Origin of the sequence: Azospirillum sp. A29 (assembly GCF_042604625.1) — a bacterium.
Taxonomy (GTDB): domain Bacteria; phylum Pseudomonadota; class Alphaproteobacteria; order Azospirillales; family Azospirillaceae; genus Azospirillum; species Azospirillum palustre.
Window position 1 is genome coordinate 258,668 of the sequence record NZ_CP170461.1, and the last position, 26,616, is coordinate 285,283.

17 protein-coding genes and 1 pseudogene are annotated in these 26,616 nt (G+C 69.1%); 5 read left to right on the forward strand and 13 right to left on the reverse strand.

The genetic code is table 11. From position 1 onward, the window contains the following. Window positions 1-154: 154 nt before the first annotated feature. Window positions 155-4,495 (reverse strand): DUF4347 domain-containing protein, encoded by a 4,341-nt coding sequence (locus ABNQ38_RS06875; RefSeq protein WP_377806392.1) that lies wholly within the window; start codon window positions 4,493-4,495, stop codon window positions 155-157. 570 nt (window positions 4,496-5,065) lie between these two features. Here ABNQ38_RS06875 and ABNQ38_RS06880 point away from each other — a divergent pair. Beyond that, window positions 5,066-5,776 carry a hypothetical protein gene (locus tag ABNQ38_RS06880; RefSeq protein WP_377806393.1) on the forward strand — a complete coding sequence of 237 codons (711 nt, stop codon included), beginning with the start codon at window positions 5,066-5,068 and terminating at the stop codon, window positions 5,774-5,776. Window positions 5,777-5,800: 24 nt separating this feature from the next. Here the strand turns inward: ABNQ38_RS06880 and ABNQ38_RS06885 are convergent, their stop codons facing one another. The 10 genes and pseudogenes from ABNQ38_RS06885 to ABNQ38_RS06930 form a co-directional block, all read right to left on the reverse strand. Further along, window positions 5,801-6,526 (reverse strand): hypothetical protein, encoded by a 726-nt coding sequence (locus ABNQ38_RS06885; RefSeq protein ID WP_377806394.1) that lies wholly within the window; start codon window positions 6,524-6,526, stop codon window positions 5,801-5,803. A 394-nt stretch (window positions 6,527-6,920) separates the two neighbouring features. Next, window positions 6,921-8,253 (reverse strand): annotated as a pseudogene (locus tag ABNQ38_RS06890) (ISNCY family transposase). Between the two features lie 143 nt (window positions 8,254-8,396). Next, entirely contained in the window at window positions 8,397-8,987 is a 591-nt protein-coding gene (locus tag ABNQ38_RS06895; RefSeq protein WP_377806474.1) for an IMPACT family protein, read from the reverse strand. Between the two features lie 19 nt (window positions 8,988-9,006). Next, window positions 9,007-11,415 carry a calcium-binding protein gene (locus tag ABNQ38_RS06900; RefSeq protein ID WP_377806395.1) on the reverse strand — a complete coding sequence of 803 codons (2,409 nt, stop codon included), beginning with the start codon at window positions 11,413-11,415 and terminating at the stop codon, window positions 9,007-9,009. 96 nt (window positions 11,416-11,511) lie between these two features. Next, window positions 11,512-11,808, reverse strand: coding sequence for a hypothetical protein (locus tag ABNQ38_RS06905; RefSeq protein WP_377806396.1), 297 nt, complete (start codon window positions 11,806-11,808; stop codon window positions 11,512-11,514). A 132-nt stretch (window positions 11,809-11,940) separates the two neighbouring features. Beyond that, window positions 11,941-13,515, reverse strand: coding sequence for a flippase (locus tag ABNQ38_RS06910; RefSeq protein WP_377806397.1), 1,575 nt, complete (start codon window positions 13,513-13,515; stop codon window positions 11,941-11,943). A gap of 220 nt (window positions 13,516-13,735) precedes the next feature. After that, a complete protein-coding gene (locus ABNQ38_RS06915) occupies window positions 13,736-14,992 on the reverse strand; it encodes an aminotransferase class I/II-fold pyridoxal phosphate-dependent enzyme (protein ID WP_377806398.1) in 1,257 nt (418 codons plus the stop codon). Continuing rightward, window positions 14,992-15,984: a UDP-N-acetylglucosamine 4,6-dehydratase (inverting) gene (pseB, locus tag ABNQ38_RS06920; RefSeq protein WP_377806475.1), complete on the reverse strand. Its 993-nt coding sequence runs from the start codon at window positions 15,982-15,984 to the stop codon at window positions 14,992-14,994. The genes ABNQ38_RS06915 and pseB overlap by 1 nt, the downstream gene beginning before the upstream one ends. Window positions 15,985-16,215: 231 nt before the next feature. Beyond that, window positions 16,216-17,493: a glycosyltransferase family 4 protein gene (locus ABNQ38_RS06925; protein WP_377806399.1), complete on the reverse strand. Its 1,278-nt coding sequence runs from the start codon at window positions 17,491-17,493 to the stop codon at window positions 16,216-16,218. Between the two features lie 126 nt (window positions 17,494-17,619). Then, complete coding sequence (locus ABNQ38_RS06930) at window positions 17,620-18,159, reverse strand: hypothetical protein (protein WP_377806400.1); 540 nt, start codon at window positions 18,157-18,159, stop codon at window positions 17,620-17,622. Window positions 18,160-18,528: 369 nt separating this feature from the next. On the opposite strand from ABNQ38_RS06930, the gene ABNQ38_RS06935 reads away from it, so the two are divergent. Both ABNQ38_RS06935 and ABNQ38_RS06940 read left to right on the forward strand, forming a co-directional pair. Then, the gene (locus ABNQ38_RS06935; RefSeq protein ID WP_377806401.1) at window positions 18,529-20,364 is read left to right on the forward strand and encodes an ABC transporter ATP-binding protein; all 1,836 of its coding nucleotides are present in this window, start codon (window positions 18,529-18,531) and stop codon (window positions 20,362-20,364) included. Beyond that, window positions 20,361-20,876: a hypothetical protein gene (locus tag ABNQ38_RS06940; protein WP_377806402.1), complete on the forward strand. Its 516-nt coding sequence runs from the start codon at window positions 20,361-20,363 to the stop codon at window positions 20,874-20,876. Before ABNQ38_RS06935 ends, ABNQ38_RS06940 begins: the two co-directional genes overlap by 4 nt. Before the next feature lie 231 nt (window positions 20,877-21,107). Here ABNQ38_RS06940 and ABNQ38_RS06945 read toward each other — a convergent pair whose 3' ends face one another. Then, window positions 21,108-22,052 carry a replication protein RepA gene (locus tag ABNQ38_RS06945; RefSeq protein ID WP_377806403.1) on the reverse strand — a complete coding sequence of 315 codons (945 nt, stop codon included), beginning with the start codon at window positions 22,050-22,052 and terminating at the stop codon, window positions 21,108-21,110. 638 nt (window positions 22,053-22,690) lie between these two features. Here ABNQ38_RS06945 and ABNQ38_RS06950 point away from each other — a divergent pair. Further along, a protein-coding gene (locus ABNQ38_RS06950) for an IS5-like element ISAzba5 family transposase (RefSeq protein WP_377806404.1) occupies window positions 22,691-23,448 on the forward strand; the annotation gives its coding sequence in 2 pieces (ribosomal slippage) (window positions 22,691-23,018 and window positions 23,018-23,448; 759 coding nt in all). 75 nt (window positions 23,449-23,523) lie between these two features. Here the strand turns inward: ABNQ38_RS06950 and ABNQ38_RS06955 are convergent. Continuing rightward, window positions 23,524-24,666, reverse strand: a complete 1,143-nt coding sequence (locus ABNQ38_RS06955) for an RNA-guided endonuclease InsQ/TnpB family protein (RefSeq protein WP_377806405.1) — start codon at window positions 24,664-24,666, stop codon at window positions 23,524-23,526. A gap of 243 nt (window positions 24,667-24,909) precedes the next feature. On the opposite strand from ABNQ38_RS06955, the gene ABNQ38_RS06960 reads away from it, so the two are divergent. Continuing rightward, window positions 24,910-26,376, forward strand: coding sequence for a mannose-1-phosphate guanylyltransferase/mannose-6-phosphate isomerase (locus tag ABNQ38_RS06960; RefSeq protein ID WP_377806406.1), 1,467 nt, complete (start codon window positions 24,910-24,912; stop codon window positions 26,374-26,376). Window positions 26,377-26,616 lie beyond the last annotated feature (240 nt).

Consider the following 26,616-nt stretch of genomic DNA (forward strand, 5'->3'; position numbering starts at 1 on the left):
GGCATTCGCGCCACCCCATCGGCTGAGGCGGCGGCTTTCAAAAAGGAAGGGCGGCTTGCCGCCGCCCCCATGGTTCCAACACGATAATTCCAACCGACATCCATCAGCTGTCCACCGGCGGCCATGGGCGGCCGGTGGACAGGCGGGAGGAGGTTTACGCCGGAAGCTCCGTCCGCTGCCGGGTGGAGAGCCCGCCGTCGCCCGCCGCCAGCAGGCCGGACACCGTGCCCGACGAGGCATCGTGGAAGCCGCCGTCGATCCCCTGCGCCTGCGACCCGGTCATTCCGGCCGCCAGCATGGTGACGGCGATGGGCGCCTCTCCGTTGGCGGCGGCCATGGCCTCCGCCGCGGTGGAGGTGCTGCGCTTGATGTAGGCCAGCTCGACCGCGGCGGCGCTGGTGCCGAACTCCGAGGCGATCTCCGGATGGCTCGCCAGATAGGCCGCCGGGTTGAAGGCGGTCAGCGACCGGTTCTCGGCATAGCCGTTCTGGACATAGTGGATCTCGGCCGCCTGGACGTCGGGACCGAAGGCCTGGATCAGGTCCGGGTTGCTGGCGATGTAGCGCAGCGCGTCGAAGCCCTGGGCCGGCCGGCCCTCGGCCTGGCCATGCTCGATGTAGTGGCGGGCGGCGGCATCCGCATTGGTGCCGAAGGCGACCGCCAGGTCACGGTTGGCCGCGAGGTAATTGTAGCCGTCGAAGGTCGCGGTCCGCCCCTCGGCATAGCCGCTCTCGATGTAATGCCGGGTGCCGGCATCGGCGTTGGCGCCGAAGGCCGCCGACAGGTCCGGGTAGGAGGCGATGTAGGCGAGCCCGCTGAAGTTGGGGTGCCGCCCCTCGGCTTGGCCGTGCTCGATGTAGTGGCGGGCGGCGGCATCCGTGTTGGTGCCGAAGGCGGAGATCAGCTCGGGGTAGGAAGCGGTGTAGGCCAGCGGGTTGAAGGTCACCGTCCGCCCCTCCGCCTGCCCGACCTGCAGGTAATGCTGGGTCGCGGCGGCGGTGTTGGTGCCGAAGGCGGCGATCAAATCCGGGTAGGAGGCGATGTAGGCGAGGGCGTTGAAGCCGGGCGGCAGCCCGCCGGCGGCCGGCGGGGTGGTGGAGGCGGGATCGGCCGCGGGCACCACCTGCAGGGCGATGCTCTGCGCCGCGACACCGCCATGGCCGTCGGCAACGATGTAGGCGAAGGACCCGGCATCGCCGGCCGCACCGGTGGCCAGGAAGGTCAGCCCCGGCAGGTCGGCCGCCGTCAGGGTCTGGTTCGCCGTCACGGTGCTGCCGTCGGCCATCCGCACGATGCCGCCGCCGGGCAGGCCGGCCACCGTCACCGTCAGCGCGTCGCCGTCGATGTCGGCGGGGGCCGCGATGCCGAGCGACACCGCCGTCCGGTCCTGGGCGCTCACCGTCTTGTCGGCCTGCACCGTCGGAGCATGGTTGACGGCCGGCTCCACCACCGGATCCACGACGGGATCCGGCGAGGAGGTGACGGGCGGCGGCGGGGGAGGAGGCGGGGGAGGCGAGACGACCGGCGCGGCCTCCACCGTCAGGGCGACGCTCTGGGCCGCCGTGCCGCCATGGCCGTCGGCAACGCTGTAGGAGAAGGCGCCGGCGTCGCCGACCGTACCGGAGGCGGTGAAGGTCAATGCTGCGAGCTGGGCGGTGGTCAGGCTCTGGTTCGCCGTCACCGCCGTGCCGTCGGCCAGCCGGATGGTGCCGCCGGCCGGCAGGCCGGTCACCGTCACGGTCAGGGCGTCGTTGTTGGCGTCGGTCGGGGCGGCGATGCCAAGCCCGACCGTGCCGCCGGCCTGGGCCGTCATCGTCTTGTCGGCCTGCGCCACCGGGGCGGCGTTCACCGTCAGCGCCACGGTCTGGGCCGCCGAGCCGCCATGACCGTCGGCGACGCTGTAGGAGAAGGAACCGGCGTCGCCGACCGTGCCGGCCGCCGCGGTGAAGGTCAATGCCGCGAGCTGGGCGGCGGTCAGGCTCTGGTTCGCAGTCACCGCCGTGCCGTCGGCGAGCGCCAGCGTGCCGCCGGTCGGCAGGCCGGTGACCGTCACGGTCAGGGTGTCGTTGTTGGCGTCGGTCGGGGCGGCGATGCCCAAGGCGACCGGGGCGCCGGCCTGGGCCGTCACCGTCTTGTCGGCCTCCGCCACCGGGGCGGCGTTCACCGTCAGCGCCACGGTCTGGCCGGCGGTGCCGCCATGGCCGTCGGTGACGGTGTAGGCGAAGGAGCCGGCGTCGCCGGCCGTGCCGGCGGCGGCGGTGAAGGTCAGGGCCGACAGCTGGGCGAGCGTCAGGCTCTGGTTGGCGGTGACGGCCGTGCCATCGGCCAGCTGGATGGCGCCGCCGACCGGCAGGCCGGTGACCGTCACGGTCAGGGTGTCGCCGTCGGCGTCGGTCGGGGCGGCGATGCCGAGAGCGACCGGAGCGCCGGCCTGGGCCATCACCGTCTTGCCGGCCTCCGCCACCGGGGCGTTGTTGGCCTGAACGATGGTGACGCTGCCGCCGCTGCCGACCTGGAACTGGCTGGCCGCGAAGCTGCCAGTCAGCGTCACCGCCAGATCGCTGCCGACCCGCAGGGTGGTGGAACCGGCGCCCGTCTCGACCTGCATGGCGGTCAGATCGGCGCCCGTCATCACCAGCCGGTCGCCGACGGCGGCATCGGCGATGGTGACGGAACCGGTGGTCCCGGCGGCGATGCGGATGACGTCGTCGCCGCCATTGCCGGTGACGGTCGCCCCGGCCCCGACGGTCAGGTCGTCGGCTCCGGCGGTGCCGGTCAGGGCGACCCGGCCGAAGCCGGCGGCACCGGACAGATCCACCGAGGCCCCGGTGCCGGACGCCGTCACGGCAAGCGCATTGCCATTGCCGGTCAGCGCCAGCCCGGCCAGCTGCGAGGCGGCGAGCGTCAGGGTGGCGCCGCTGCCGGTCACGTCGATGGCTTCGATGCCCGACATCGCCACCCCGGACAGGTCAGCACTGCCGGCGATGCGCAGGGTGTCGGACGCCGCACTGCCGGCGATGACCTCGAAGCCGGCCGCCTGGGCGCCGGTCAGGGTGACGTCATGCGCCTTGCTGCCGGTCAGCTCCAGCCGCTCCACCCCGGTCAGCGTCATCCCCGTCAGGTCGATCGCGGGGGAGGCGACGGCGGTGTAATATTCCAGGTCGTAGCCGTTGTAGCTGCTCAGATCGTCGGAGTGGATCTCCAGCGTGTCGGTGCCCTCGCCGCCGTCGAAGCTGACCGTCCCGGCATCGTACTGGCTGACCACGATGTAGCGGTCGTTGCCGGCCTCGCCGAAGATCTGGTCGGCCTGGGCCTGACCGTAGCTGCCGGCGGTGACGATGCCGGCGAGGATGGTGTCGTCGCCATCGCCGCCATGGATGGTGTCGCGCTCCCAGTCGCCCTTCAGCAGGTCGTTGCCGGCATCGCCATGGATCAGGTCGGCCCCGCCGCCGCCGGCCACCGTGTCGTTGCCGGCGTCGCCATGCAGCTCGTCATTGTCGGCACGGCCATAGATCAGGTCGTTGCCGCCGCCGCCGAAGACGGTGTCGTTGCCGTCGCCGGCCTCCAGCGTGTCGTTGCCGGCCCCGCCATGCTCGATGTCGTCGCCGCCATGGCCCCAGAACCAGACGGCGGTGTCGCCGGCGGTCAGGCTGTCGGCATGCTCCGTCCCGACCCAGCGCTGGATGTCGACGAAGGTGTCGCCTGCCGCCTCGCCGGTGTTGTTGGCGCCGTCGGTCAGGTCCAGCGTGATGCCGGTGGTGGCGTTCTCGTAGGTGACGATGGTGAAGCCGTTGCCGCCGACATAATGGTCGGCGCCCAGCCCGCCGTTCAGTGTGTCGCCGGCCGACTGGCCGCTGTTGCCGCCGCCGACCAGCGTGTCGTCGCCCAGCCCGCCGATCAGGCTGTCGTTGCCGGTGCCACCGACGATGCTGTCGTTGCCGGCCCCGCCATTGATGGTGTTGCCGGTGTCGTCGCCGATCAGCGTGTCGTCGCCGTCGCTCGGCGTGCCGGTGTAGGCCAGCCGCTGGACCCAGGCGCCGGTGTCGGAGACGGGCAGGGACGCGGCGACCGGCCCGGTGGTCACGTCGAGGTCCCAGGAGGCGCCGAGCGACGGATGGCCGACCGGATGGCTGGCAGCGGCGACACGGGCACCGGTCGCCTGGGCGAGCGCCTGGGCGAAGCGGCCGCCGTCGGCGCCGGTGTCGCAGGCATGGATCAGGATCTCGGTGTCCGGGGCCTGCGGCCAGCCCCGTCCATCCGCCTCACGGCCGGACAGCGCCGCGATGTCGAGCCGGCCGGCACCGAGCCGGACCGCGCCCGGCTCGCCATGGGCCAGCAGATGGATGGCGGCGGGACGGTCGGCGAGTGCGTCGGCAAGCGCCGCCCCGCCATCCTCATCGGCCGCGACCCGGACGATCCGGACATCGGGCCGGCAACGGTCGAGCAGCAGATCGAGATCGTCGAGGCTGGCGTCCGCAATCAGTACGTCGCGCACGGATGATCCTCCTTGATGGCGGCAGGGCAGAGGAGCTGGGACAGGGCAGTCCATCGGCCGTCGGTCCACACCGCACTCCGGTGATGATTATTGAGGCCGAACGGCCGTATTCATCCAAATGTGAGGAGGAATACGCCGCTAACAACTCAATAAAGCGGAGTATCTCCGGCAAGAACGGGGGAGACTTGCAGTTAAATAAAAAGAAGGCAGGCTCATACGCAGGCGGGTATTTCGTCTTTTCTCCATACCACCCAAAGATATTCCAAAAAATCCGACTTCTGATAGGCAACCTTTTTTCTCACACGAAAAAGTGGTAGGTCGGCTTCGGCCGGAGGCTTGGCCCGGAACCGTCACAAGGCGGACCGCGACAAGGGAAACCGAAATAAAGAGGGGGCCGCGACAAGGCTCCAAAGTTCAGCGGCGCAATATCCAGCCCCAATCCCATCGGGGGTTGCGCAGACAACGCTCCCCGCAGCACATCGCTGGCCCTGGACGCCGATCTGCAACCCGGATCGTTGGCTTCTGCCGGGATACTGGTATGGTACGCGGCAAGACGGGCAGGGGCAGGCGATGCACAGCTGGTATTTCATCGGTGACAGTCATGTTCAGGCCTTCGAGATTGCCGCCACGCTCGGTCTGCTCCGCCGCCCGTCCCGGTTCCTCATCGTCCCCGGCGCCACGGCCGTCGGGCTGCGCAATCCTGAAAGCCACACCCAGGCCATCGCCCATTTCCGGGAGGCGCTGCTGCCGGTCCAGCCGGACGTCGTGCCGGTCCTTCAGCTCGGCGAGGTCGATTGCGGCTTCGTCATCTGGTGGCGGGCGCAGACGCTGGGTGAATCGGTGGAAGCACAGCTGGCAGCGTCCATAGAGGCTTACGCCTGCTTCATCGACACGCTGATCGATGCCGGCTACAGCCGGGTCGTGGTGACCGGAGCCATTCCTCCCACCATTCCCGACGGCCATCGCCAGGGCGCCGTGGCGCGCGCCCGCCACATGGTGACCGCAAGCCTGCGCGACCGCACCGAGCTGACGATGCGCTACAACCGGCTGCTGGCGGCGGAGGCGGCCCGGCGGCGAATTCCCTATACCGACATTTCCACCCATGTCCTCGATGCCGGAACCGGCCTGATCGCCGACGCCTACCGCAGCCCCAACCCGCGCGACCACCATCTGCATCCGATCCGGGGCGCCCACGCCTGGGCCGAGGCGATCAACGGCCTGGAGAATGGCCTGGAGAATGACCAGGAGGCCCGGCTGGACAGGCAGCCGGCAGAGTGCTGACGTCCTCCTGACGGCAGGCCATTCTCAGACCGCGCCGCGCCGTGACGGCGAACGGGTTTCCACCACCGCGAAGGCGATCAGCAACCGCCGCTCGCAGGGGGCCGCAACCGGTTCCACCCCATGGAACGAGCGGTCGGACGGCGCATAGGCCAGCAGATGGTTGGGGCGGTAGGGAGCCTGGGCCACCAGCTCGAAATCCGCGCGCGGGTAGCGGTCCATCCCCCGTCCGCGGAAATCGGGATCGCGGGGCCGGTACAGCGCCGTGCCCAGAGAGGATGCCTGCGGGTTGGGCGGGCCGCTGTCCGCCGGCATGTAGAGCAGCATCGAGAACATCGTCGCCTCGATGTCCGTGTGCGGCAGCATGGCGTGGCCGGTATGGTCCTCGATGATGCGCATGTTCGGCACCGGCGGTGCATCGACCCAGCCCAGCTTGTCGCGGACCTGGGGAAAGCGCTCGGCCATCGACGCGACGATGGCGGGGTTGAACAGGCAGTCGCGCACGTCCCGCCACACCGCCGCCTGCTCCCCGTCGCAGCGGGCCAGCCAGCTTTCGGTCAGCGGCACCTGATGGCGCGCCGGCAGATCGCCAGCTTGAAGGATGCCAAAGGCGGCGGGCTCCGGCCATTGGGCGCAGGCCCGGGCGTAGAGGTCGGCAGGCAGGAAGTCCGGCACGACCAGATGAGGGAAAGGGTCGGTGCTGATCGCCGTATCGGACAAGCGGTTCAGGGCGTGCAATGCCGCGGTGGTCATTCATCCTCCGGATACTACCGGAAAAACAATAGCAACCCACGCCAGGGCGGGCAACGCACCCGCCTCCGCCATGTCATGCACGCAAAACGACAGAATTGCGGACCCCGGCCCGCCGCGCAGACAATGTTGCTACCGTTTAGAAGTGTCAGTGGTTGGCACAAAGTAGGAATGTCAGTGGGAGAAGCTTCGGCTTGGCGATGTTGCCGGCCTTCTTCGGCATATCTGGCATGGATGCGTTCGGGTTCGGCTCGGCGGCGCGGTCAAGCCCCGAAGCCGCTGTGCGGTGCGCTGCAGGCGCAGGGCTTGACGGCGGCGGCGATCGCCGAGCCATCATCCTGCTGCCAGAGATGCCGGCCGCAGCGGGGTCTTGCGGATAGAGGGCAAACAGCTGCGGTCAGTCGGCCGCACAGGCACCTTCGGCCAGTCCGCTGTTCGACTTGCGCCGCCCCGTCTTACGGTAGCCGTTCTTCTCGCTGTTGGTCTTCACCCGGGGCGGCGGCCGGCTCTCCTGCATCTCCTTCACCTGGGCCAGAACCGCACTCAGCCGCTTGTTCTCCACGACGTCGGCCTGGCTGACCCGCTGGTCCTTGTCGAAGGCCCGATACGACAGCGCCACCCCCTTCCACCGCACCTCCAGACGCCCATCGGCGAAGGCATAGGTGTCGACATACTGGCCAACCAGCCCCCGCGTCAGATCGGTTTCCTCCAGCATGATCCGCTTGCGCTCGTAGGACAGCGTCAGTTGCTGGCCGACATGGCGCTGTTCGCGCCAGCACAGCACCTGGCGCAGCCGATCCGGCGCGATGTTCAATGGCCGGTGCAGATCGTCCGGCCGGGCAGGGGCAAGGGCAAAGCGGGCGTTGAAGCGGTCGATGAAGCCGGGCAGGAAGGCATTGCCCGCCTCGATGCCGCTAATGCCGGCCAGCCGCAACTCCTTCACCAGCCGGTCCTGCAGCGTCCGGTTCACCCGCTCGACCCGCCCTTTGGCCTGGCTGGAGTTGGCACACAGGATCTCGATGTTCAATTCCGCCATGGCCCGGCCGAACTGCGTCATACCCTGGCCGCCCTTCGCCTCGCGCTGCGAGACCCGGAACACCGAGTATTTGTCCGAGTAGAAGGCCAGCGGCCGGCCATGGGCGTTCAGATAGCCCTCCAGCGCCTCGAAGTAGGAAAAGGCGCTCTCCGAGACGGCGAAGCGAAGCTGCATCAGCCGGCCCGTCGCATCGTCGATGAACACCAAAAGCGTGCAGGGATCGGCGCGATCCTCGAACCAGCGGTGCTCGGCTGCCGTCGATCTGGATCAACTCGCCGAACCGCTCGCGCCGCAGCCGGGGAGGGTGGAACTGCCGGCGCTGCCGGCGCGACAGCCAAAGGCCAGCCGCCACCATCCACTGGCGCAACGTCTCGCGCGAAACCGTCAGCCCATGCTTCTCCCGCAGCATTTCTGCCGCCAGGGTCGGGCCGAAATCGCCATAGCGGCTGCGAACCAACTCCAGCGCCCGCTCCCGCACCTCATCGCCAAGCCGCCGGTTCGATGGACGACCGCGACCCCGGTGAACCAGAGCACCGCCGCCACCAGCCTTGTAGCGCGCCAACAGCCGCCACACCTGTCGCTCACTCAAATCCAGAACCGACGCCGCCGATCCGACCCCGCGACGACCGCTCAGCACGTCGCCGAGGACCTCGACACGTTGCAAGTCCCGTTCGCTCATCGTAATCCAGCCCATCGCCAGCCTCCAAGCCGTCGAAAACTTGGCGGAAGACTGACACTTCTATGTTGCCAGGGACTGACATTCTGACATTGCGCTTACAGACAAAAAACACATAAGAATGCTTATGGAAAAATGCACATCCGCCGGTGCGCGCCCGTTCATTCCCCGCCGCGCTCGACCACCGCCTGTCCGCGGGAAATGTCGGTGACCAGCCGGACGAAGGCATCGGACCGGTCCTGGGGAAGCGTGACCAGAAGCTGGACCCCGTCGGCGGTAAAGCCGGTGGTCTCCACCCGCGTGCCGGGGAAGCTGCCGAGGCTGGAGCGGATGCGCGCCTCCTCGGCGAAGCCGCAGGCGACGGACAGGGTGACATAGGCGACGATGGGCTCGCGCTCCGCCGCCTTCAGGCAGCTTGCCGCCGTGCCGCCATAGGCGCGCACCAGCCCGCCCGCCCCCAGCAGGATGCCGCCGAACCAGCGGCTGACCACCACCGCCACCCGGTCCATCCCCTGTCCTTCGATGGCCTGGAGGATCGGCCGCCCTGCCGTCCCGCCCGGTTCGCCGTCGTCGCTGAAGCGGTAGACGTCGCCGACCCGCAGAGCCCAGCAATTGTGGCCGGCATCCGGCATGCTGGACGCGGCGATGAAGCGGCGCGCCTCCTCCTCGCTGCCGGCCGGGGCGGCCTGGGCCAGGAAGCGGCTCTTCTTGATGTCCTGCTCGAACCGCTCGGTCCTGATAAGGGTGAACATCATGAGGGTGGCCGCCGACCTACAGCACGAAGTCGAAGGCGGAGAAGCTGTAGTTGGCGATGTTGACCTGGATGCGGAAATCGGCCGTCCGGTCGCCGTTCACATCGCCCTCGATCAGCGTCACCGCACCGGACGCCTGATAGCGCAGCTGACCCGCCGCGCTGAAGGCGGCGGTGCCGATGAAGGTGAAGGCGTCGTTCGCGGTGGCGCCGGCGATGGCGTCGATCTCCGACAGGTCGATGCGGTCGCCCTCGGCGCCGGCGGTGGCATAGCTCGCCAGCCCCTTCAACGCCTCCGCCGCCACGACGGCGCCATTGAAGTTGACGATCACGTCGGGGGCGGCCAGGGTGGATTCGTTCGGGTTGCGGATGGAGAAGACATCCGCCCCGGCACCGCCGTCCAGCAGGTCGGCGGCATAGCCGCCGGTCAGCGTGTCGTTGCCGTTGCCGCCCAGCAGCACGTCCTCGTAACCGGTGACGGTGTCGTTGGGATTGACCGAGATCTCGTGGCTGCGGTCGGAATAGACGTCGCCGAACAGCACGTCGTCGCCGCTGCCGCCGCGCAGCACGTCGCTGCCCAGCCCGCCATAGAGCGTGTCGTTGCCGGCGCCGCCGTCCAGCCAGTCGGTGCCGGCCCCGGCGTCGAGCCAGTCGTTGCCGTCCTCGCCCAGCAGGGTGTCGTTGCCGACGACGTCGATCACGTCGCCGCGCATCAGGTCGTCCCCGGCACCGCCGAACATCAGGTCGTTGCCGGCCCCGCCCTCCAGCTGGTCGGCACCGTCGCCGCCCAGCAGGACGTCGTTGCCGGCATTGCCGAACAGCGTGTCGTTGCCGGCCAGTCCGGCGATGGTGTCGTTCCCGCCGCCGCCGCCGATGGCGTCGTTCTGAAGCCCGCCCACCAGATAGTCGTTGCCGGTGGTGGCCGCGGCCGAGACGGTCAACCCGCTCAGCGAAGGCTGGGAGAAGCCGACCAGCGACCCCAGCGGATAGACCCCGTCGGTGGCCTGCAACAGCTCGATGCCGGTCAGCGTGTCGGTGCCGTCGGGACCGCTGACCTGCAGGTTGCCGCTGCCGTCGAAGGACAGGCTGTAGGAGGCGAGCGCGCCGGTCAGCACAAAGCTGTCGATCCCGGCAAGCCCGTCCACCGCGTCGCTGATCGGGTTGCCCAGCGCGTCATAGGCGGCGCTGCCGCTCAGCGTGTCGTTGCCGGTCGTGCCGGTCACCGTCACGGGTGCCGCTTGCGGCGACAACAGGTCCGCCGCCCAGGCGGGAGCGGCCTGCGCGAGGGCCAGCCTTTCGGCGGCAGCCGTCACGGACCGGCCGGGCGTCACCCGCAGCGGCCGGCCCTCGCTGCGGCCGAAGGAGAGGTAATGGAGCTTGGCCGCGGTGGCGTCGCCGCCGGTGGCCGCCGCCACGTCGATGTTGGCCGCCAGATAGGCGGCGGCGTCGAAGGTGACGCCGCGCCCCTCGCCCCGGCCGAAGCGGGCGTAATGGACCACCGCCGCCGCCGGATCGATGCCGACTGCGGCCAGCACGTCCGGGTTGGAAGCGAGATAGCCGTAGGGGTCGAAGCCGGCCGTCCGCCCTTCGCGGGCGCCATAGGCCAGGTAATGCCGGATGGCGGCCCCGGCATCGAGGCCGACCGCCGCCAGCACGTCCGGATTGGCGCCCAGATAGCCCAGCGCGTCGAAGCCGCCCAGGCTGCGCCCCTCGTTCCGGCCGTTCCAGGCGTAATGGGCCGCCGCGGCGATCGCGTTGTCGCCGAAGGCGGCGGCAAGGTCGCGGTTGGCCGCCAGATAGCTGCGCGCATCGAAGGCGAAGGCCGCCGGAGCGGTGGTACGGCCGTCGACGGTCAGCAGCTCGACATCGGTCAGAGTATCCGTGGCGAGGCTCGACACCACGGCATAGCGCCGGCTGTCCAGCGCCACCACCACCGGCGTCTCTGCACGGTGGCTGCCGCCCTGGGCGGCATAGCGGCGCGGGTCGGCGGTGTAGATGGCGCGGTCGGTGCCGGCACCGCCGTCGAAGCTGCGTCCACCGGGGATTCCCAGATAGACGCTGTCGTTGCCGTCCGCCCCGACGAAGCCGTCGATCTGCTGGAAGATGCGGGCGCCGAGCCGGTCGAGCGTCCCACCGGTCAGGGCGACATCCAGCCCTTCGATGCGATAGCGCAAGAGCCCGGACGCATCGCGGTCGGTCAGCCCGGTGAAGCGGACGGACGCCGCCACCCCGCTGCCGGCGGCGGCATAGTCGAGCGTGGCGGCATGCGCCCGGCCGGCGACCGTACGCGCGACGGTCTGGCTGCCGGCACCGGCGGCGATGGAGGAGGCATCCGGCACGGTGGTGAAGGCATCGGCGACGAAACCGTTCGCCAGCCGGGCCTCATCCAGATCGAGGGCGAAGCCCTGCCCCGCCACCAGCCGTGCCATGCACGCTCCCCCAAACCCCTACCGCAGGACGGCACCGGCCGCCGGGTCAGGACCGATCAGGCAACGCCAACCGGATGACGCGATCAGATGACGCGATCAGATGACCTGGAGATAGGCCGGGTCGAGCGCGCCGTGACGGAACGGGATCCAGTCCTTGTGGTCGGCGCGGTACTGCAGGCCGTAGGGGTTCTTGAAGAAGATCTTCTGCAGCGGCTGGCCGCCTTCGGCGCGGGTGCGATCCAGGTCGATCAGCGCCGACGAGGCGAACACCTTTTCCCACAGCTCGGTGTTGTCCACCTCGCGGCCGGCGTTCTTCACGTAATCGCGCGCGGTGTCGCTGAGCTGCCAAGCCTCTTCGACCATCGCGTAATAGTCCACAGTACCCTCGGCCATGGCCTTCGAACTCCAACCAGCGTTGCACAGAGTTTCCGCTCACATAGCGCATTTTCGGCGGCAAAGGAACCACCTGCGCGCCGCAGCGGCCGGGCATGGCCGGACCCGGCCGGCGATGCCGCGATCAGGATGTTACGGGCGGTCGGCCGCCGCTCCGTCGATGGCTTGCCCGTTCATCCGCGGTGCCGGCAGCGCGGCGGGCAGCGGGACCGCCCGGTTCTTGCGCAGCGGGGCGGCCAGCTTTTCCCAGGACCGGGTGCGCAGCAGCCGGCCGGCGACCCCCAGCCCGACCGCCAGCAGACCGGTCAGGCTGATCGCCGCCCCGACCGGCCCGCCGACCAGGAGCCCGGCCAGCCCGGCGACCCCGGCCAGCAGGGCGCGCAGGCCGATGGTCAGCGCCACCGTCCCGGTCCCCGGCGCCAGCCGCGGCAGCAGGACCAGCAGAAGCCCGCAATCGACCGCCGTGCGCAGGCTCCAGGCCGCCGCGGCGCCGACCGCGCCATAGCGCTCGGCCAGCAGCCACAGCACGCCGAGATAGACCGGCAGCTCGACCAGCTGCAGGCGCGCCGTCACGTCGACGCGGCCGACGCTCTGGATCAGCGTGTTGGGCACATAGGCGGTGGCGTTGAAGAAGACGCCCAGCATCAGGATCGACAGCACCGAGGCGCTGTTGGCGGCGAAGGCCGGCCCCAGCCAAAGCTCCAGCGCCGTCTCGCCGCCGACGATGGTGGCGGCCTGCATCGCCAGGAACACCGCGAGCGTCAGGTGGCCGCCGGCGTCCAGGATGCGGCCCAGCGCCGGCGGATCGCGCCGGAACAGGCTGGAGGCCAGCGGGAACAGCGCCAGCGACAGGGCGCCGGGGATCACCATCAGCCGCGACAGCAGCTCGAACGGGGTGGTGTAGAAGGCGACCATCGCCGCCGGCACCAGGCTGAGCAGGATGAAGCGGTCGGCATAGAGCATCGCCGGGCCGACCAGATTGTTCAGCATCATCCAGGCGCTCATGGTGAACAGCCCGCGCAGGGCGGGGCGGCCCCAGCGGCCGGGCCGCAGCAGATCCGGCACCTGCCGCACCGCCAGAACGCCATAGCCGACCAGCCCGATGAAGCGCCCGGCCGCGATGGCGGCGATCACCGGCACCAGGCTCTGGCTGAAGGGCAGCACGAAGAGCGGGCTCAGGTAGTTCAGCACCCCCACCGTCATCCGCACCAGGCTGATCGGGCGGAAGCGCTGGTGCGCCTCCAGCACGCCGCGCAGGCCGGCGGAGATCAGCGCGATGGGCACGATGGCCGCCGCCACCAGCAGGCTGAGCCGGATCTCGTCCGGCGAGGTGCCGGTCTCCAGCTGGAAGCGGTCGGCCAGCAGCCCGGCGCCCAGCGCCACCGCCCCGCCGGTCAGGATGCCGATGGCGCCCATCAGGGCGATGGCCGGCCCGGCGATCCCTGCCGTATTCGCCGAGCCCTGCCCCGCCTCCTCCGGCGTCTCCCCGGGCCCGCCCGCATGGCCGATCCGGTCGGCGACGATCTGCACCAGCGACCGTCCCAGCCCGAGGTCCAGCACGCCCAGATAGCCGAGCAGCGCCCAGATCAGGGTCAGCGCGCCGAAGCGCTCCATCCCGACGGCGGAGATGAGCAACGGAATCGACAGCAGGGCCGCCGCCATGGGCAGCCCCTCGCCGAGCAGATTCCAGAGCGTGTTGCGAAGCAAATTCGGAGGTCCGTACGCGAAACACTGTGAAGAGGCGTTCGGGACGACCCGACCCCGGCCATCCGGCTCTCCAGCCGTTCGACCTAGGTCTATGCCCTCCTGACGACGCCATTGTTATCGGTCCATCCTGTCCAAAACGCTAACGGAATCGCTTGGGCGAAACCGTCCGGACCCTGAACGGCCGCCTGGACGACCGACGGGGTTCCGGGCCGGACACCCGTCAGGACAGGACCCGCTCCAGCGCCGCGGCGACCCGGTCGACATCGCCGTCGGCCATGGCCGGGAACAGCGGCAGCGACAGCGTCTGGGCATAATGGCTCATGGCGCCGGGCAGGGCGAGGTCGCCGTAGCGGCGGCGCCAGTAGGGTTGGCGATGGACCGGGATATAGTGCACCTGGGTGCCGACGCCCATGGCGCGCAAGGCCGCCATCACGGCCGAACGGGTCCGCCCCGCCGCTGCGAAATCGATGCGCGCGGCGCACAGGTGCCAGGCCGGCCGGCACCAGGGCACCAGGGCCGGCGGCCGCACCAGCGGGGCCAGCGGCGCCAGCCGTTCGGCATAGAGCGCCATCAGCCGCGCCCGCCGTTCGACGAAACGGTCGAGCCGGCCGAGCTGGCTCAGCACCAGTGCGGCATGGATGTCGGACAGGCGGTGGTTGAAGCCCGGCTCCGCCATCTCATAGTACCAGGGGTTGGCGTTCCCCTCCGCGTCCAGGGCGGCGTCGGGATCGGCGAAGCCCTCCCCCGGATCGGGCGTGCGCATCATGCCGTGGTTGCACAGGCGCCGCACCCGCGCCATCAGCGCCGGGTCGCTGCCGGTGACCGCCCCGCCCTCCCCGGCCGCGATGGTCTTGACCGGATGGAAGGAGAAGACGGTCAGCGACCCCGCCTCCACCTCCGGCCGGCCGGCGCCGACCGGCACCTCGCGGCTGCCGGACAAATCCACCGTGCCGATGGCATGGCAGGCATCCTCGACCAGTGCCAGCCCCTCCGCCCGCGCGAGCGCCACCAGCCCATCCAGCCCGGTCATCGGGGCGGTCTGTCCGGCATAATGGACGGGGGCGAGGGCGCGGACGCGCCAGCCGGCCCTGGCCGCGCGGTCGATGGCGGCCTCGGCCTCGGCGACGCCCATCAGGCCGCTGTCGGGATCGACGTCGGCGAAGGCGACCTCGGCACCGGCATGGCGGGCGGCCGATGCGGTGGCGAGGAAGGTGTTGGACGGCACGACCACCGCGTCGCCCGGCCCGATGCCCAGCGCTGCATAGGCCAGCCGCAGCGCCGCGGTGCCGTTGGCGCAGGCCACCGCGTCCGCCGCCCCCACCCTCGCGGCGAGCGTCCGCTCGAACCCGGTCACCGCCGGCCCCTGGGTCAGCCAGTCGCCGCGCAGCACCGCCGCCACCGCGGCGATGTCCTCCTCGTCCACCGACTGGCGGCCATAGGGAAGGAAGGGCAAATCCCCGATCGAGGAGCCCGCCATCAGAGCGCTTCCGTAAGCAGGGTGCGCAGCCGCTCGCCGTCCAGCCAGTCGTCGTTGCTGTCGCTGGCATAGCGGAAGCCGTCGGCCACCGGGCGGGCCTGCAGCCGCTCGTACGGCGCATGCTGCCAGAAGGTGAAGGCCGGCTCGATGACGTAGCGGTCGGCCAGCTCGTAGGTCTGGCGGGAATCGTCCTCGGTGATCATCACCTCGTGCAGCTTCTCGCCCGGCCGGATGCCGACGATCTTCTGCGGCAGGTCCGGCGCCATGGCGTGGGCGAGGTCGGCGATGCGCAGGCTGGGGATCTTCGGCACGAAGATCTCGCCGCCCTGCATCATGGCGAAGCAGGACAGCACGAAATCGACGCCGTGCTGCAACGTGATCCAGAAGCGGGTCATCCGTTCGTCGGTGACCGGCAGATGGTCGGCGCCCTCGGCGATCATCTTGTGGAACAGCGGCACGACGCTGCCGCGCGACCCCACGACGTTGCCGTAGCGCACCACCGCGAAGCGGGTGTCGAGCGCGCCCGACAGGTTGTTGGCGGCGATGAAGATCTTGTCCGACGCCAGCTTGCTGGCGCCATAGAGGTTGATCGGGTTGGCCGCCTTGTCGGTCGACAGCGCGACAACACGCCGCACCCCCATCGACAGCGCCGCCCGCACCACGTTCTCCGCCCCGTAGACGTTGGTGTGGATGCATTCCATCGGGTTGTATTCGGCGGCCGGCACATGCTTCAGCGCCGCGGCATGGACGCAGAAATCGACGCCGCGCATCGCCAGTTCCAGCCGCTCGCGGTCGCGCACGTCGCCGATGAAATAGCGCAGCGTCGGCGCCCACTCCGCCGGCATGCGCTGCTGCATCTCGTACTGCTTGAACTCGTCGCGGGAGAAGATGATGACCCGGCGCGGCTTGGCGTGGCGCATCACCGTCTCGACGAAGCGGCGCCCGAAGGAGCCGGTTCCCCCCGTCACCAGGACCGACCGGCCGTCCAGCATGCGCAAGCCCGCCTCGAGCCCGGTGCCCGACAGGTCGGACCCATCGGCAGGAAGTTCCGGCTTCGTCGCGCCCGCCTTGCTGGAGTGTGTGGTCACCGCCGGTTCCGTCCTTTAAAGCCGCATCGCTCGAAGCCGCCGGCAGGCCCCCAAAAGCCCCGGATGGTCCGGAGCGGGAGCCGCATCGGGATCGAAATGAACCCCGACCGTAACCGGTGCTTTCTGACAATCGGGTTAATTCACTCCGCCCCCCGGTGCAAGGTCCGTCGGCACCCGGCCGGCCTGCACATCCTCCAGCAGGCGGATCTGCGCCGGCAGGCAGACGGTGGCGAGGTCGAAGCGCTCCACCGCCGTCCTCCTTGCGGCGGCCGACAGGGCGGCGCGCAGGTCCGGGTCGTCGAGCGCCGTCTCCACCCGGTCGGCGAGCGCCATGGGGTCGTGGAAACCGGTCAGCAGCCCGTTCACCCCATCCTCGATCACCTCGGCGACCGGCGGCGTGTCGGACCCGACGATGACGGCGCCGCAGGCCATCGCCTCCAGCATCGACCAGGACAGGACGAAGGGGAAGGTCAGGTAGATGTGGGCGCGCGAGATGCGCAGGACCGACAGGTAGCTGTCATAGGGCAGCTTGCCCAGCACATGCAGACGCGACGATTCCGGCCTGGGCGCGCCGGCGGCGTCCAGCATCGTCTCCCGCCACATGGTCTCGCGCCAGGTGCCGCCGCCCTCCGGCGGCGCGCCGTAGCTGACCTCGTCGCCGCCCACCATCAGGATGTGCAGCTTCGGCCGGCGCCGCAGCAACTCCGCCGCCGCCCGCATGAAGATGGGAAAGCCGCGGTAGGGTTCGAGGTTGCGGGCGACATAGGTCACCACCTCGTCCTCGCGCGACAGGGTGCGGCCGTCGGGCAGGGTGACGGTGGCGGCCGGATCCGGCCGGCAGACCGTGGTGTCGACCCCGTCATGGATCACCGAGATGCGCGGGCGGAAGGCCTCGGGATGCTGCTGCCGCTGCCACCGGGTCGGGCTGACGCCCCAGTCCATCGCGTCCAGCCCGGTCAGCAGGGAGGTGTTCTTGGTGCGGATGCGGCAGCGCGTCTCCAGCGTCACCGGCTTTTCCGGGTCGAAGCCGACATCCGACCCGTCGGCCCGATAGAAGAACTCGCAATAGAGCAGCAGCCGGGCGTCCGGGAACAGGTCCTTCAGGAACAGGGCCTCGCCCCAGCCGGGATGGGCGCAGATCACGTCGGGGGTGAAGCCCTCCTTCTGCAGGGCCAGCCCGGCGCGCACGGCGCCCTGCCCATGCAGGACCTGCCCTTCGAACATGCGGATATAGGGGTGGGTGTTCTCTCCCGCCTCCCGCGTCGGCCGGTAGAGCGCCATCTGCACGCCGCCCGGCAGTTCGCGCCGGACCTTGCCGATGAAGGCGACCCGGTGGGCCGGATCCGCCGCGAAATGACGGACGAGATGCTTGTACTGGCCAGGGGTGTTCTGGTGGACGAACAGGATCCGCATGGAAAGACAATGCCCGGAAAACGGAGGAATGGGGCGACAGCCTGCAACCATCCGTCACCGCTGTCGATGGCTAAGACCATCCGCTTGACCGGGGCGCTCTCCCCGCCGCCCCTCTACCCGCCCCCTCTACCCGCCGTGGGCCAGCAGGGCCTCATAGCGCCGGACGGTCTCCCGCATCTCCTCCAGAAGCAGGCGCTGCTCGTCGGCCGCCGCCCGCGCCCGCTCCGCTTCGGTCCGCGCCTGCTCGGCATAGAGACGGGCCTCTTCGGCATAGAGACGGGTCGCCTCCTGAAGCAGTCGCGCCCGCTCTTCGGCCTGACGCGCCTCCTCCGCCACGCCCCTCGCCTGCTCCCTCAACCGGCGCCCATCCTCGTCCTCGGTCCGCCAGTCCTCGGCTTCCTGCCGTTGCGCCTCACCGGTGATCCGTCCTTCCTCGGCCACCAGACGGGCACCCTCCGCCTCCATATGGCGCTCGAACGCCACAGTCCGCTCTTCTTCGGCCTTCTCGCGCATCAGTTCGGCGGCGCGGCGGGCATCCTCGCCCTTGTTGCGGTGCGTCTCGCTGCGCCGCCGCCAGTCTTCGGCATCACTTCGTCGGCTTTCGGCTTGATCCGGGGTGGTCTGGCCCGGAAGAGAGCGGTCCAGGGGGGGGAGTGTGCTGGTCATGCTGGTTGCCCTCCATCAGGCGATGAGACGCGGTCAGCGCCCTTTCGGTCAGGCGCAGGCGTTCGCGGCTCTGTTCCAGCAGCAGCCGTCTTCGTTCCAACGAATGACGGAGTGCCGCGTGCAGAGCCTTGAGGCGTTCGAGGGCTTCCATTCCACCGTCAACAGACGAATCCGGCAACCCGCCTCAAGGGCATAGGCGCAAGCCGCAAAATGGCCGGAGAGAGACCGTCCGGAGCAGGGTCCGCCGGAAGGACCCGTTCCACCCCTGCCGCCTTGCGCCTATAAGGTCCTCTTGTCCGCCGGCACTGCCCGGTCCATCGCGCGACGGAGCGCCGACGCCCCTTGTCCTCGTCCCGACCCTCTTCCTCGTTGCCCTCCTCCCCCCTGCCCTCCTCGCCCTGGCGCTTCCTGTGGATGTTCGTGCGCGACGGCTTCCTCGGCCGCGCCATCCTGCTGAACCTCGCCGCTGCCGGCGGGATCGGGCTGATGGGGCTGGAGCCGGTGGCGATGCGCGGGCTGGTCGATGCGCTCACCGGGATATCAGGGGCCGGACTGTCGGGAAGCCATCCCTCCGGCTCCCCCGCCTGGACGGCGGAGGTGATGCGCTGGTTCCTGCTGCTGGGCGGGCTGTGGATCGCGTCGGCCCTGTTCAACCGCCTGCGCGAGCTGGTGGATCTGCACACCTCGCCGGCCTTGCGCCATGCCATCCAGGTCCGGCTGTTCGACCACCTGATCGACCATTCGCCGCGCTACTTCCAGGACAATTTCGCCGGCAACCTGGGCCAGAAGGTCAAGCAGGCCGGACAGAGCGCCATCCAGATCCTGGAGATCCTGACCAACGACATCATCCGCATCGTCGTCATCCTGGCCATCGGCCTGACGCTGCTGGCCTCGGCGCAGACCCTGTTCGCCGGCCTGCTGGTCGGCTGGACCGTGGCGCACCTGACCCTGTCGGCCCTGCTGGCCCGGCGCTGCCTGCGGCTGTCGCACGCCTTCTCGGAGGAGGTGTCGTCGACCACCGGCCGCATGGTCGACATCATCGCCAATGCCGAGCTGGTGCGCGCCTTCGCCCGCCGCCGCCAGGAGCTGGCCGGCCTGTCCGACGCGCTGACCGGCGAGATCGACCGGTCGAAGGAACTGCGCTGGTTCCTGACCAAGATGTGGTTCTGGCTGTTCAACGCCCTGCTGGTCTTCCAGATCGTCCTGATCGGCCTCGCCGTCTCGGAGGCGACGGCCGGCCGCATGAGCATCGGCGAGTTCGCCATGATCTTCTCGCTGGCCAGCATCGTCGGCACCAATGTCTGGGGCCTGTCGACGCGGATGCTGGGCTTCTTCGAACAGCTGGGCGTCCTGTCCGGCGCCCTGGATTTGATCGTCCGCCCGCATGAGATCCCGGAGCCGCCGGGCCGCCCCGACCTGACCGTCGGCGATGGCGCCATCCGCTTCGAAGAGGTCCGCTTCGCCCATCCGGGAAACGGCACGGTCTTCGACGGCCTGTCCCTGACCGTCCGGCCGGGGGAGCGGGTGGCGCTGGTCGGCCCGTCGGGGGCGGGCAAGAGCACGCTGATCCGCCTGCTGCGCCGGCAGTTCCCGCTGCAGGGGGGCCGCATCCTGATCGACGGGCAGGACATCGCCGCGGTCAGCCTCGCCTCGCTCAACCGCGCGGTGGCCGAGGTGCCGCAGCTGCCCAGCCTGTTCCACCGCTCCATCCGCGACAACATCGCCTATGGCAGCGAGGGGGCCAGCGACGAGGCGATCCGCGCCGCCGCCGCCCGCGCCCATTGCGACCGCTTCATCGAGAGCCGTGCCGCCGGTTACGACACAGTGGTGGGGGAACGCGGCATCCAGCTGTCGGGCGGCGAGCGCCAGCGGGTCGCCATCGCCCGCGCTTTCCTGAAGGACGCGCCGGTCCTGGTGCTGGACGAGGCGACCTCCTCGCTCGACTCCGAGACGGAGCATCTGATCCAAGACGCGCTGCTCGGCCTGTTCGAGGGCCGCACGGTGATCGCCATCGCCCACCGGCTGTCGACCGTCACCGGCATGGACCGCATCCTCTATATGGAGAAGGGGCGCATCCTCGAGGACGGCGACCACGCCACCCTGCTGCGCCGCGACGGCCCCTATGCCCGGCTGTGGCGCCGTCAGGTCGGCGGCTTCCTGCCGGACGATGCCGGTTCCATCACCGATATGGAGGAAGCGCGATGACACGGATCCTGAGCCGGCTCCGCCCGGCGCTGCCGATCGCCGCCAGCCTGTTCATCCTCGCCGCGGAGGCCGCCGCCATGTCGCCTGCCAATTCACCCTTGCCCTTCTTCCAGCGGATCGAGCGTGTCGGCATGCTCTGCGCGGTGGATGCCGAGGGCGGCCCGGCCATGGATGTCGGGGATGATGCGCTGTGCGGCCGCGCCGCCGCGGTGCTGTCGGGCCTGCTGGCCTCCGGTCCGGCGGTCACGGCGCTCGCCCCCAACGACGCCCGCATCGCCGAGCCGGGCACCCTGCTGGTGCTGGTCCATGCCACGCTGCGGCATGAGGAGGGGCGCCGTCTGCTGGCGCTCGCCGCGACCCTTCAGCGCAGCGGGGCGGCCGGCGAGGCCCCGTTCTTCATGATGCCGCCCCAGGCATTGGCCCTGTCCGGCCGCCTCGATGAAAGCCGTCTGGATGCAACGCTCCGCCGTCTGCTGACCCCGTTGGGCGGAGCGCTGCGCGCCAATCCCTGAGCGGTTGGGGCGCTGCGGAGTTTGGAGTCTTGTCGCAGGGGGGTGAGGCTCTCGTTCCAATCCGGAATATTTGCAAGCCGTCAGTCCTGCGCAGGCAGAGAATCCCGCCATATCAAGCACTTGAACAGGAAACTTGGATCCCCGCCTGCGCGGGAATGACGACTGCACGGATAGGATGCAGACGCGGATCGGGCGCCGAACGCGTCTTGCGTCAGCGCCCGATCCGCGAAATCACCGGCAAAGCTGGGCGAACTTGCGCTCCGGGATCGGCGGCGGCGAGGGATGAAGCATCAGCCCCTGCTCTTCCACATCGACCCGCGCGTCCGGGTAAACCGCAAGCGCCAGTTGGAGCGCCTCGATGAACCGCTTCCTGAAATCGCGCAGACGGCTGTATCCGGCGCCGAACTGCTCGAACACCGCCGGCCAGGTGATCGGGGTGGAGCGGTTCAGGCTGTGCAGCCGGTAGGCCAGCCAGATATAGATGTCGATGCTGGTGCTGTTGTTCTGGATGTGGCGCAGCGCCGGCTCCCAGATCGGCACCGGATGGGCCTTCAGCTCGCGGAAGAAGGCCTCGGACAGCAGGACGCGGTCTTCCCACAGCGATCCCTGGCCCGGTTCCGCCCCGGTATTGGTCGAGAAATGGATGCCGCCCTTGACGATCGACCCCTTTTCGAAGCCGATGCTGTGGGCGTCCTCCCAGGCGAAGGTCAGGTTGCAGGCGGCGATGCGCGAGGCCTGCTCGCGGATGTCGCGGTAGGTCTGGCCGCCCACCGACAGGCCCATGCGGTCGAGCCATTCGTGCATGCTGCGGCCCAGCTCGACCTCGCGGCTGTCGGTCTGGATCGCCCGGGTTTGCAGATACAGCAGGATCATCCGGGCGCGGCTGCCGTACGGAACCCCGTAAAGCTTAAAGCCACCGTTGCGGATCGGCAGTCGACCAGGCTCGATCAGCAAGCGGATCTTATGTCCGCGACGCTCCCACGGCTGGTCATCGGGAAGACGACGATGCGGAAGAGCCGTCAGCGCAAAACCCGAATAGGTGATGCCAAGCTCCTGCCGCTCCTCTTCGAGGACGGCAGCAGCCACATCGACTAGCGAACGCTGATCCGGATCCGTCTGGAGCGCCTTCGCCTGGTCGCGTCCCAGCTGGGTAATCAGGGTGTGTATCTGTCCCATATCGAGCTGACCTTGGCACGACTTTGCGGTCAACGCTATATCACGCTCGGTTAGTGCCAGCAATTTGGAGTCTTGTCGCTCAAACTATTTGTACGGTTATTTGATTCAGTTAATAGTTTGCGCGACAAGACTCCAGTAGAGAATCGCGAGTCGCGCGACAAAACTCCAGAACTCCCGCGACAAGACTCCAGCGGATAGTCCGCGTTGCCTGTGGATTTTTCGGCAGACGCGACAAGACTCCAGCCGGGACATTTCGATTCGACCCCGAATCGCTTCCGATTCGCTTATTTCCGAGTCGTGGAGGCGAATCGGCCACGACTCGCCGGTGATTCGCCCCCTGCGCCGCTGCTTTCGACAGCCGGATTTGGAGTTCTGTCGCGCCCCACCCCGCCCAGCTTTGCCCCGATTGCCCGCCAGATCCGCCTCCAGCCGCCTTCCGCCCCTGTCGGCGGGGACCGGACGGCAGGGGGGGCGCGACAAGACTCCAACCTTGACCCAGGCCTCGACGCTGACCGGTCGTCGCCGGAGGGGAGGGTGTTTGGAGTCTTGTCTCGCCCCCTGTCCTAGGGTCCGGACCCATAAAGAGCCTTTCCCGAAGGGAATCGTTGTGATTCAACGCCCTGGAAAGGGGCTTTGCGATGAGCGACGGTCAGTTCTGGTTGACGGTGGAGCAGTTTGGGCGGCTGGAGCCGCACCTTCCGCGCGACACCCGTGGCAAGCCGCGCGTGGACGATCGCCGTGTGATCAGCGGAATCGTCCATGTACTGAAGTCGGGCGGGCGCTGGGCGGATGCTCCACCGGTCTACGGCCCCCGCAAGACGCTGTACAACCGCTTCGTCCGCTGGGCGGCCAAGGGCGTGTGGGAGGACGTCTTCCATGCCTTGGCGGCGGCGGGCGGCCCACCGGCCCAGGTGATGATCGACTCCACGGCGGTCCGCGCCCATCGTTCGGCGAGCGGCGGTAAAGGGGAGAGCGCGCCCAGGCCATCGGACGGTCCAGAGGTGGGAGAACCACCAAAATCCATGCCCTGAGCGATCCGCGCGGGCGGCCACTCGCCTTTCTGCTGACCGGCGGTCAGGTTGCCGACTGCACCGCCGCCGACCGTCTGCTCGACCGGATGCCCGCCACCGATCTCCTGCACGGCGACAAGGGGTACGACAGTGCCGCTGTTCGCCGGAAGATCGAAGAGGCGGGAGCCGCGCCCAACATCCCGCCACGCGCCAACAAGCGCTGGAAAAACTGCTTCTCTCCCTACCTCTACCGGAACCGTAACGTCATCGAGCGCATGTTCGGACGCCTCAAGGATTTCCGGCGCATCGCCACACGTTACGACCGCTCCGCCATCAACTTCATGGCCGCCGTCCACATCGTGGCAACCGTCGCATACTGGTTATGAGTCCGGACCCTAGAATGAGGCGCTCCGGTCGGGTGAACACTCTATCGCCTGAATGGCGACAGCTTCTCGGTCAAGCTAGGCGGTAACCCGCTGGCTTTGCGACCGAAGGCCGGTTCCCGGCCCCATTCCCTGTGCCCGCTGCAGGATGACCGTCGCCGCAGCGATGTCGCGATCCATCACGCAGCCACACGGACATATGTGCATGCGGTCGGCGAGCGTCTTGGCAACGTCGGCTCCACAGACTGGACAGGTTTGGCTTGTCCCGTGCGGATCAACGACCTTCACCCGAACACCGGCACTTGCAGCCTTGTACTCGAGAAAAGAGCGAAGCTGGCCCCAGGCGGCGTTGTGGACCGCCTTGGCCAGCCTCGAGCGGGCCAGACGGTCGACGTTCAGATCCTCCAAGGCGATGACGGCGTAGCGCTCCACCAGGGAGCGCGACAACTTATGCGGGAAGTCGCGGCGCTGGTTGGCGGTGTGGGCGCTGTGGCGGGCAAGCCGGTGCTTGGCCTTGAGCCGGCGTCGGCTGCCCCGCTTGCAGCGGGCAAGGGCACGTTGCAAACGACGCTGTTTCTTGGCCACGTGCTTCGTCCAATGCGGCGTTGCTATGCTCTCACCGTCCGAGGTGGCAATCAGGCTGGACAAGCCAACGTCGATGCCGACCGCGGCACCATCGCGCGGTGGCCCCTCCTGGTCAGGCAAGACAATCTGGAAGCAAACGAACCACTTGCCGGCCGCGCGGGATAAAACGGCGGCTCCGACCGTCGCACCGGCCGGAAGGGCGCGGTGCCACTTCACCTTGATCTCGCCGGGAATGCCGGTGATGCCGAGACGCTTGCTCTTGCGGATCGTCAGACCGTCGCCGACCCGGAATTCGGCACTGTCGAAGCGATGCTTTGCCTGGAAGCGTGGAAAGCCGGCCTTGGCCTTGGTCTTGAGGCGGCGGAAGAAGGCCGTAAAGGCTTTGCCCAGACGGCGGAGCACCTGTTGTGCGGCGGAATAGCTGAAGCCGGCGAGGCGCTCGTCGATGGCGCGGACCGCCTTCAGTTCGCTTGATTGGTCGAAATAGCGCAGTGTCTTGTGCTGACGTCGATAGGCTTCGATGCGCTGCTGGAGAGCCGCGTTGTAGAGATCGCAGAAGGCGCCCAGCATCTCTGTCAGGACCACGCTCTGGGCCTCACTCGGATAAAACCGGTATTTGTAGCTCCGCTGAACCATGCGAGGATCCTACAAAATGTTCGTGGTTTGTTCGAATCAAATTTCGCCTACTCCTCCCTGACTTTCCTGATGCTCACTAAAAGCGGTAACCCCTCGTCGGAATGTCGCGTAGGTCTCGGAGGGGTGCTTGTGAAAGGTGGAAAGCGCGGTCTATAACGAACCGCCATGGCGCCGGCCCTCAGGTTTTGCCCCTGTGCGGCTGCCGGCGCCCGACCACATGCTCACACAACAGATGGCGGCAGGATGAACGGCAATTCCGCGCAGAAGATCGTCCCGGTGCTGCTGTCCGGCGGTACGGGGTCCCGTTTGTGGCCCTTGTCGCGCGAACTGTATCCCAAGCAGTTTCTGCCGCTCTGCTCCGACCGGACGATGCTCCAGGACACCGCTTTGCGGGTCAGCGCGCAGCCTGGCTCCCCGGCTGCTGCTGCCGCGGAGGCCGTCTTCGCGGCTCCCCTGGTGATCTGCAACCAGGAACACCGCTTCCTCGCCGCCGAGCAGCTGCGCCAGTCGCGCTGCACGCCGCGCGGCATCATTCTGGAGCCGGCCGGCCGCAACACCGCCGCCGCCTGTGCGCTCGCCGCCCTGGCGGTCGCGGCGGACGATCCGGACGCCCTGCTGCTGATCCTGCCGGCCGACCACGAGATCCGCGACGCCGAGGCCTTCCGCCGCGCCGTCGGCATTGCCGCCCGCGCCGCCCAGGCCGGCCGGCTGGTCACCTTCGGCATCGCCCCGACCCGGCCGGAGACCGGCTACGGCTATATCCGCCGCGGCCATTCGATGGACGAAGCCGACGGCGCCTACAATGTCGCCGCCTTCGTCGAGAAGCCGTCGCTGGAGGTGGCCGAGCGCTACCTCGCCGAAGGCACCTATGCCTGGAACAGCGGCATGTTCCTGTTCCCGGCCTCCCGCCTGCTGGCCGAGCTGGAGCGCCACGCCCCGGCGGTGCTGGCCGCCTGCCGCGAGGCGCTGGAGCAGGGCTCCAAGGATCTCGACTTCTTCCGTCTGGACGCCGCCGCCTTCGCCAAGGCGCCCAGCATCTCCATCGACTATGCGGTGATGGAGCGCACCGACCGCGCCGCCGTCGTCCCCTGCGAGATCGGCTGGACCGACGTCGGCGCCTGGTCGGCGCTGTGGGACGTCGGCAACAAGGACGGCGAGGGCAACGTCATCGTCGGCGACGTGCTGCTGGAGGGGGCCCGCGACTGCTACGTCCGCAGCGAGAACCACCTGACCGCGGTGGTCGGGGTGGAGAACGCCGTGGTGGTGGTGGTTGACGACGCCGTGCTGGTCGCCGACCGCTCCCAGGCCCAGGACGTCAAGCGCATCGTCGACCGGCTGAAGGCCGAGGGGCGCAGCGAGTCCGTCAGCCACCGCCGGGTCCACCGCCCCTGGGGGTCCTACCAGTCGCTGCACACCGGCGACCGCTTCCAGGTGAAGAGCCTCACCATCGCCCCCGGCTCGCGCCTGTCGCTCCAGAAGCACCATCACCGCGCCGAGCACTGGGTGGTGGTCAACGGCACCGCGCTGGTCACCCGCGGCGAGGAGCAGGTGATGGTCTACGAAAACCAGTCGATCTACATCCCGATCGGCACGGTCCACCGGCTGGAGAACCCCGGCAAGGTGCCGCTGACCATCATCGAGGTGCAGTCCGGCTCCTATCTGGGCGAGGACGACATCGTCCGGCTCGAGGACGTCTACGGCCGCAACTGAGCGGCAACGGCCGTTGCCGCCGGAGGGCCGCGACCGCGGCCTCGCGGGCTCGTGCCCGCGATAGCCAGGAGGCCGGACGGCCTCGCCGGCGATTGAGGCAAACGGACAAACGCCTCCGCGCAAGCGGAGGCGGCGCCTGTGTCTCTTTGCGGTTGCGGACATTGGCGGCTTGGTCCGGGTCGCCGACTTCCGGTAGAAAGGGGGCGCGAGGGTGCCGCAGCGGCGCCCCGCCTTCTGCTG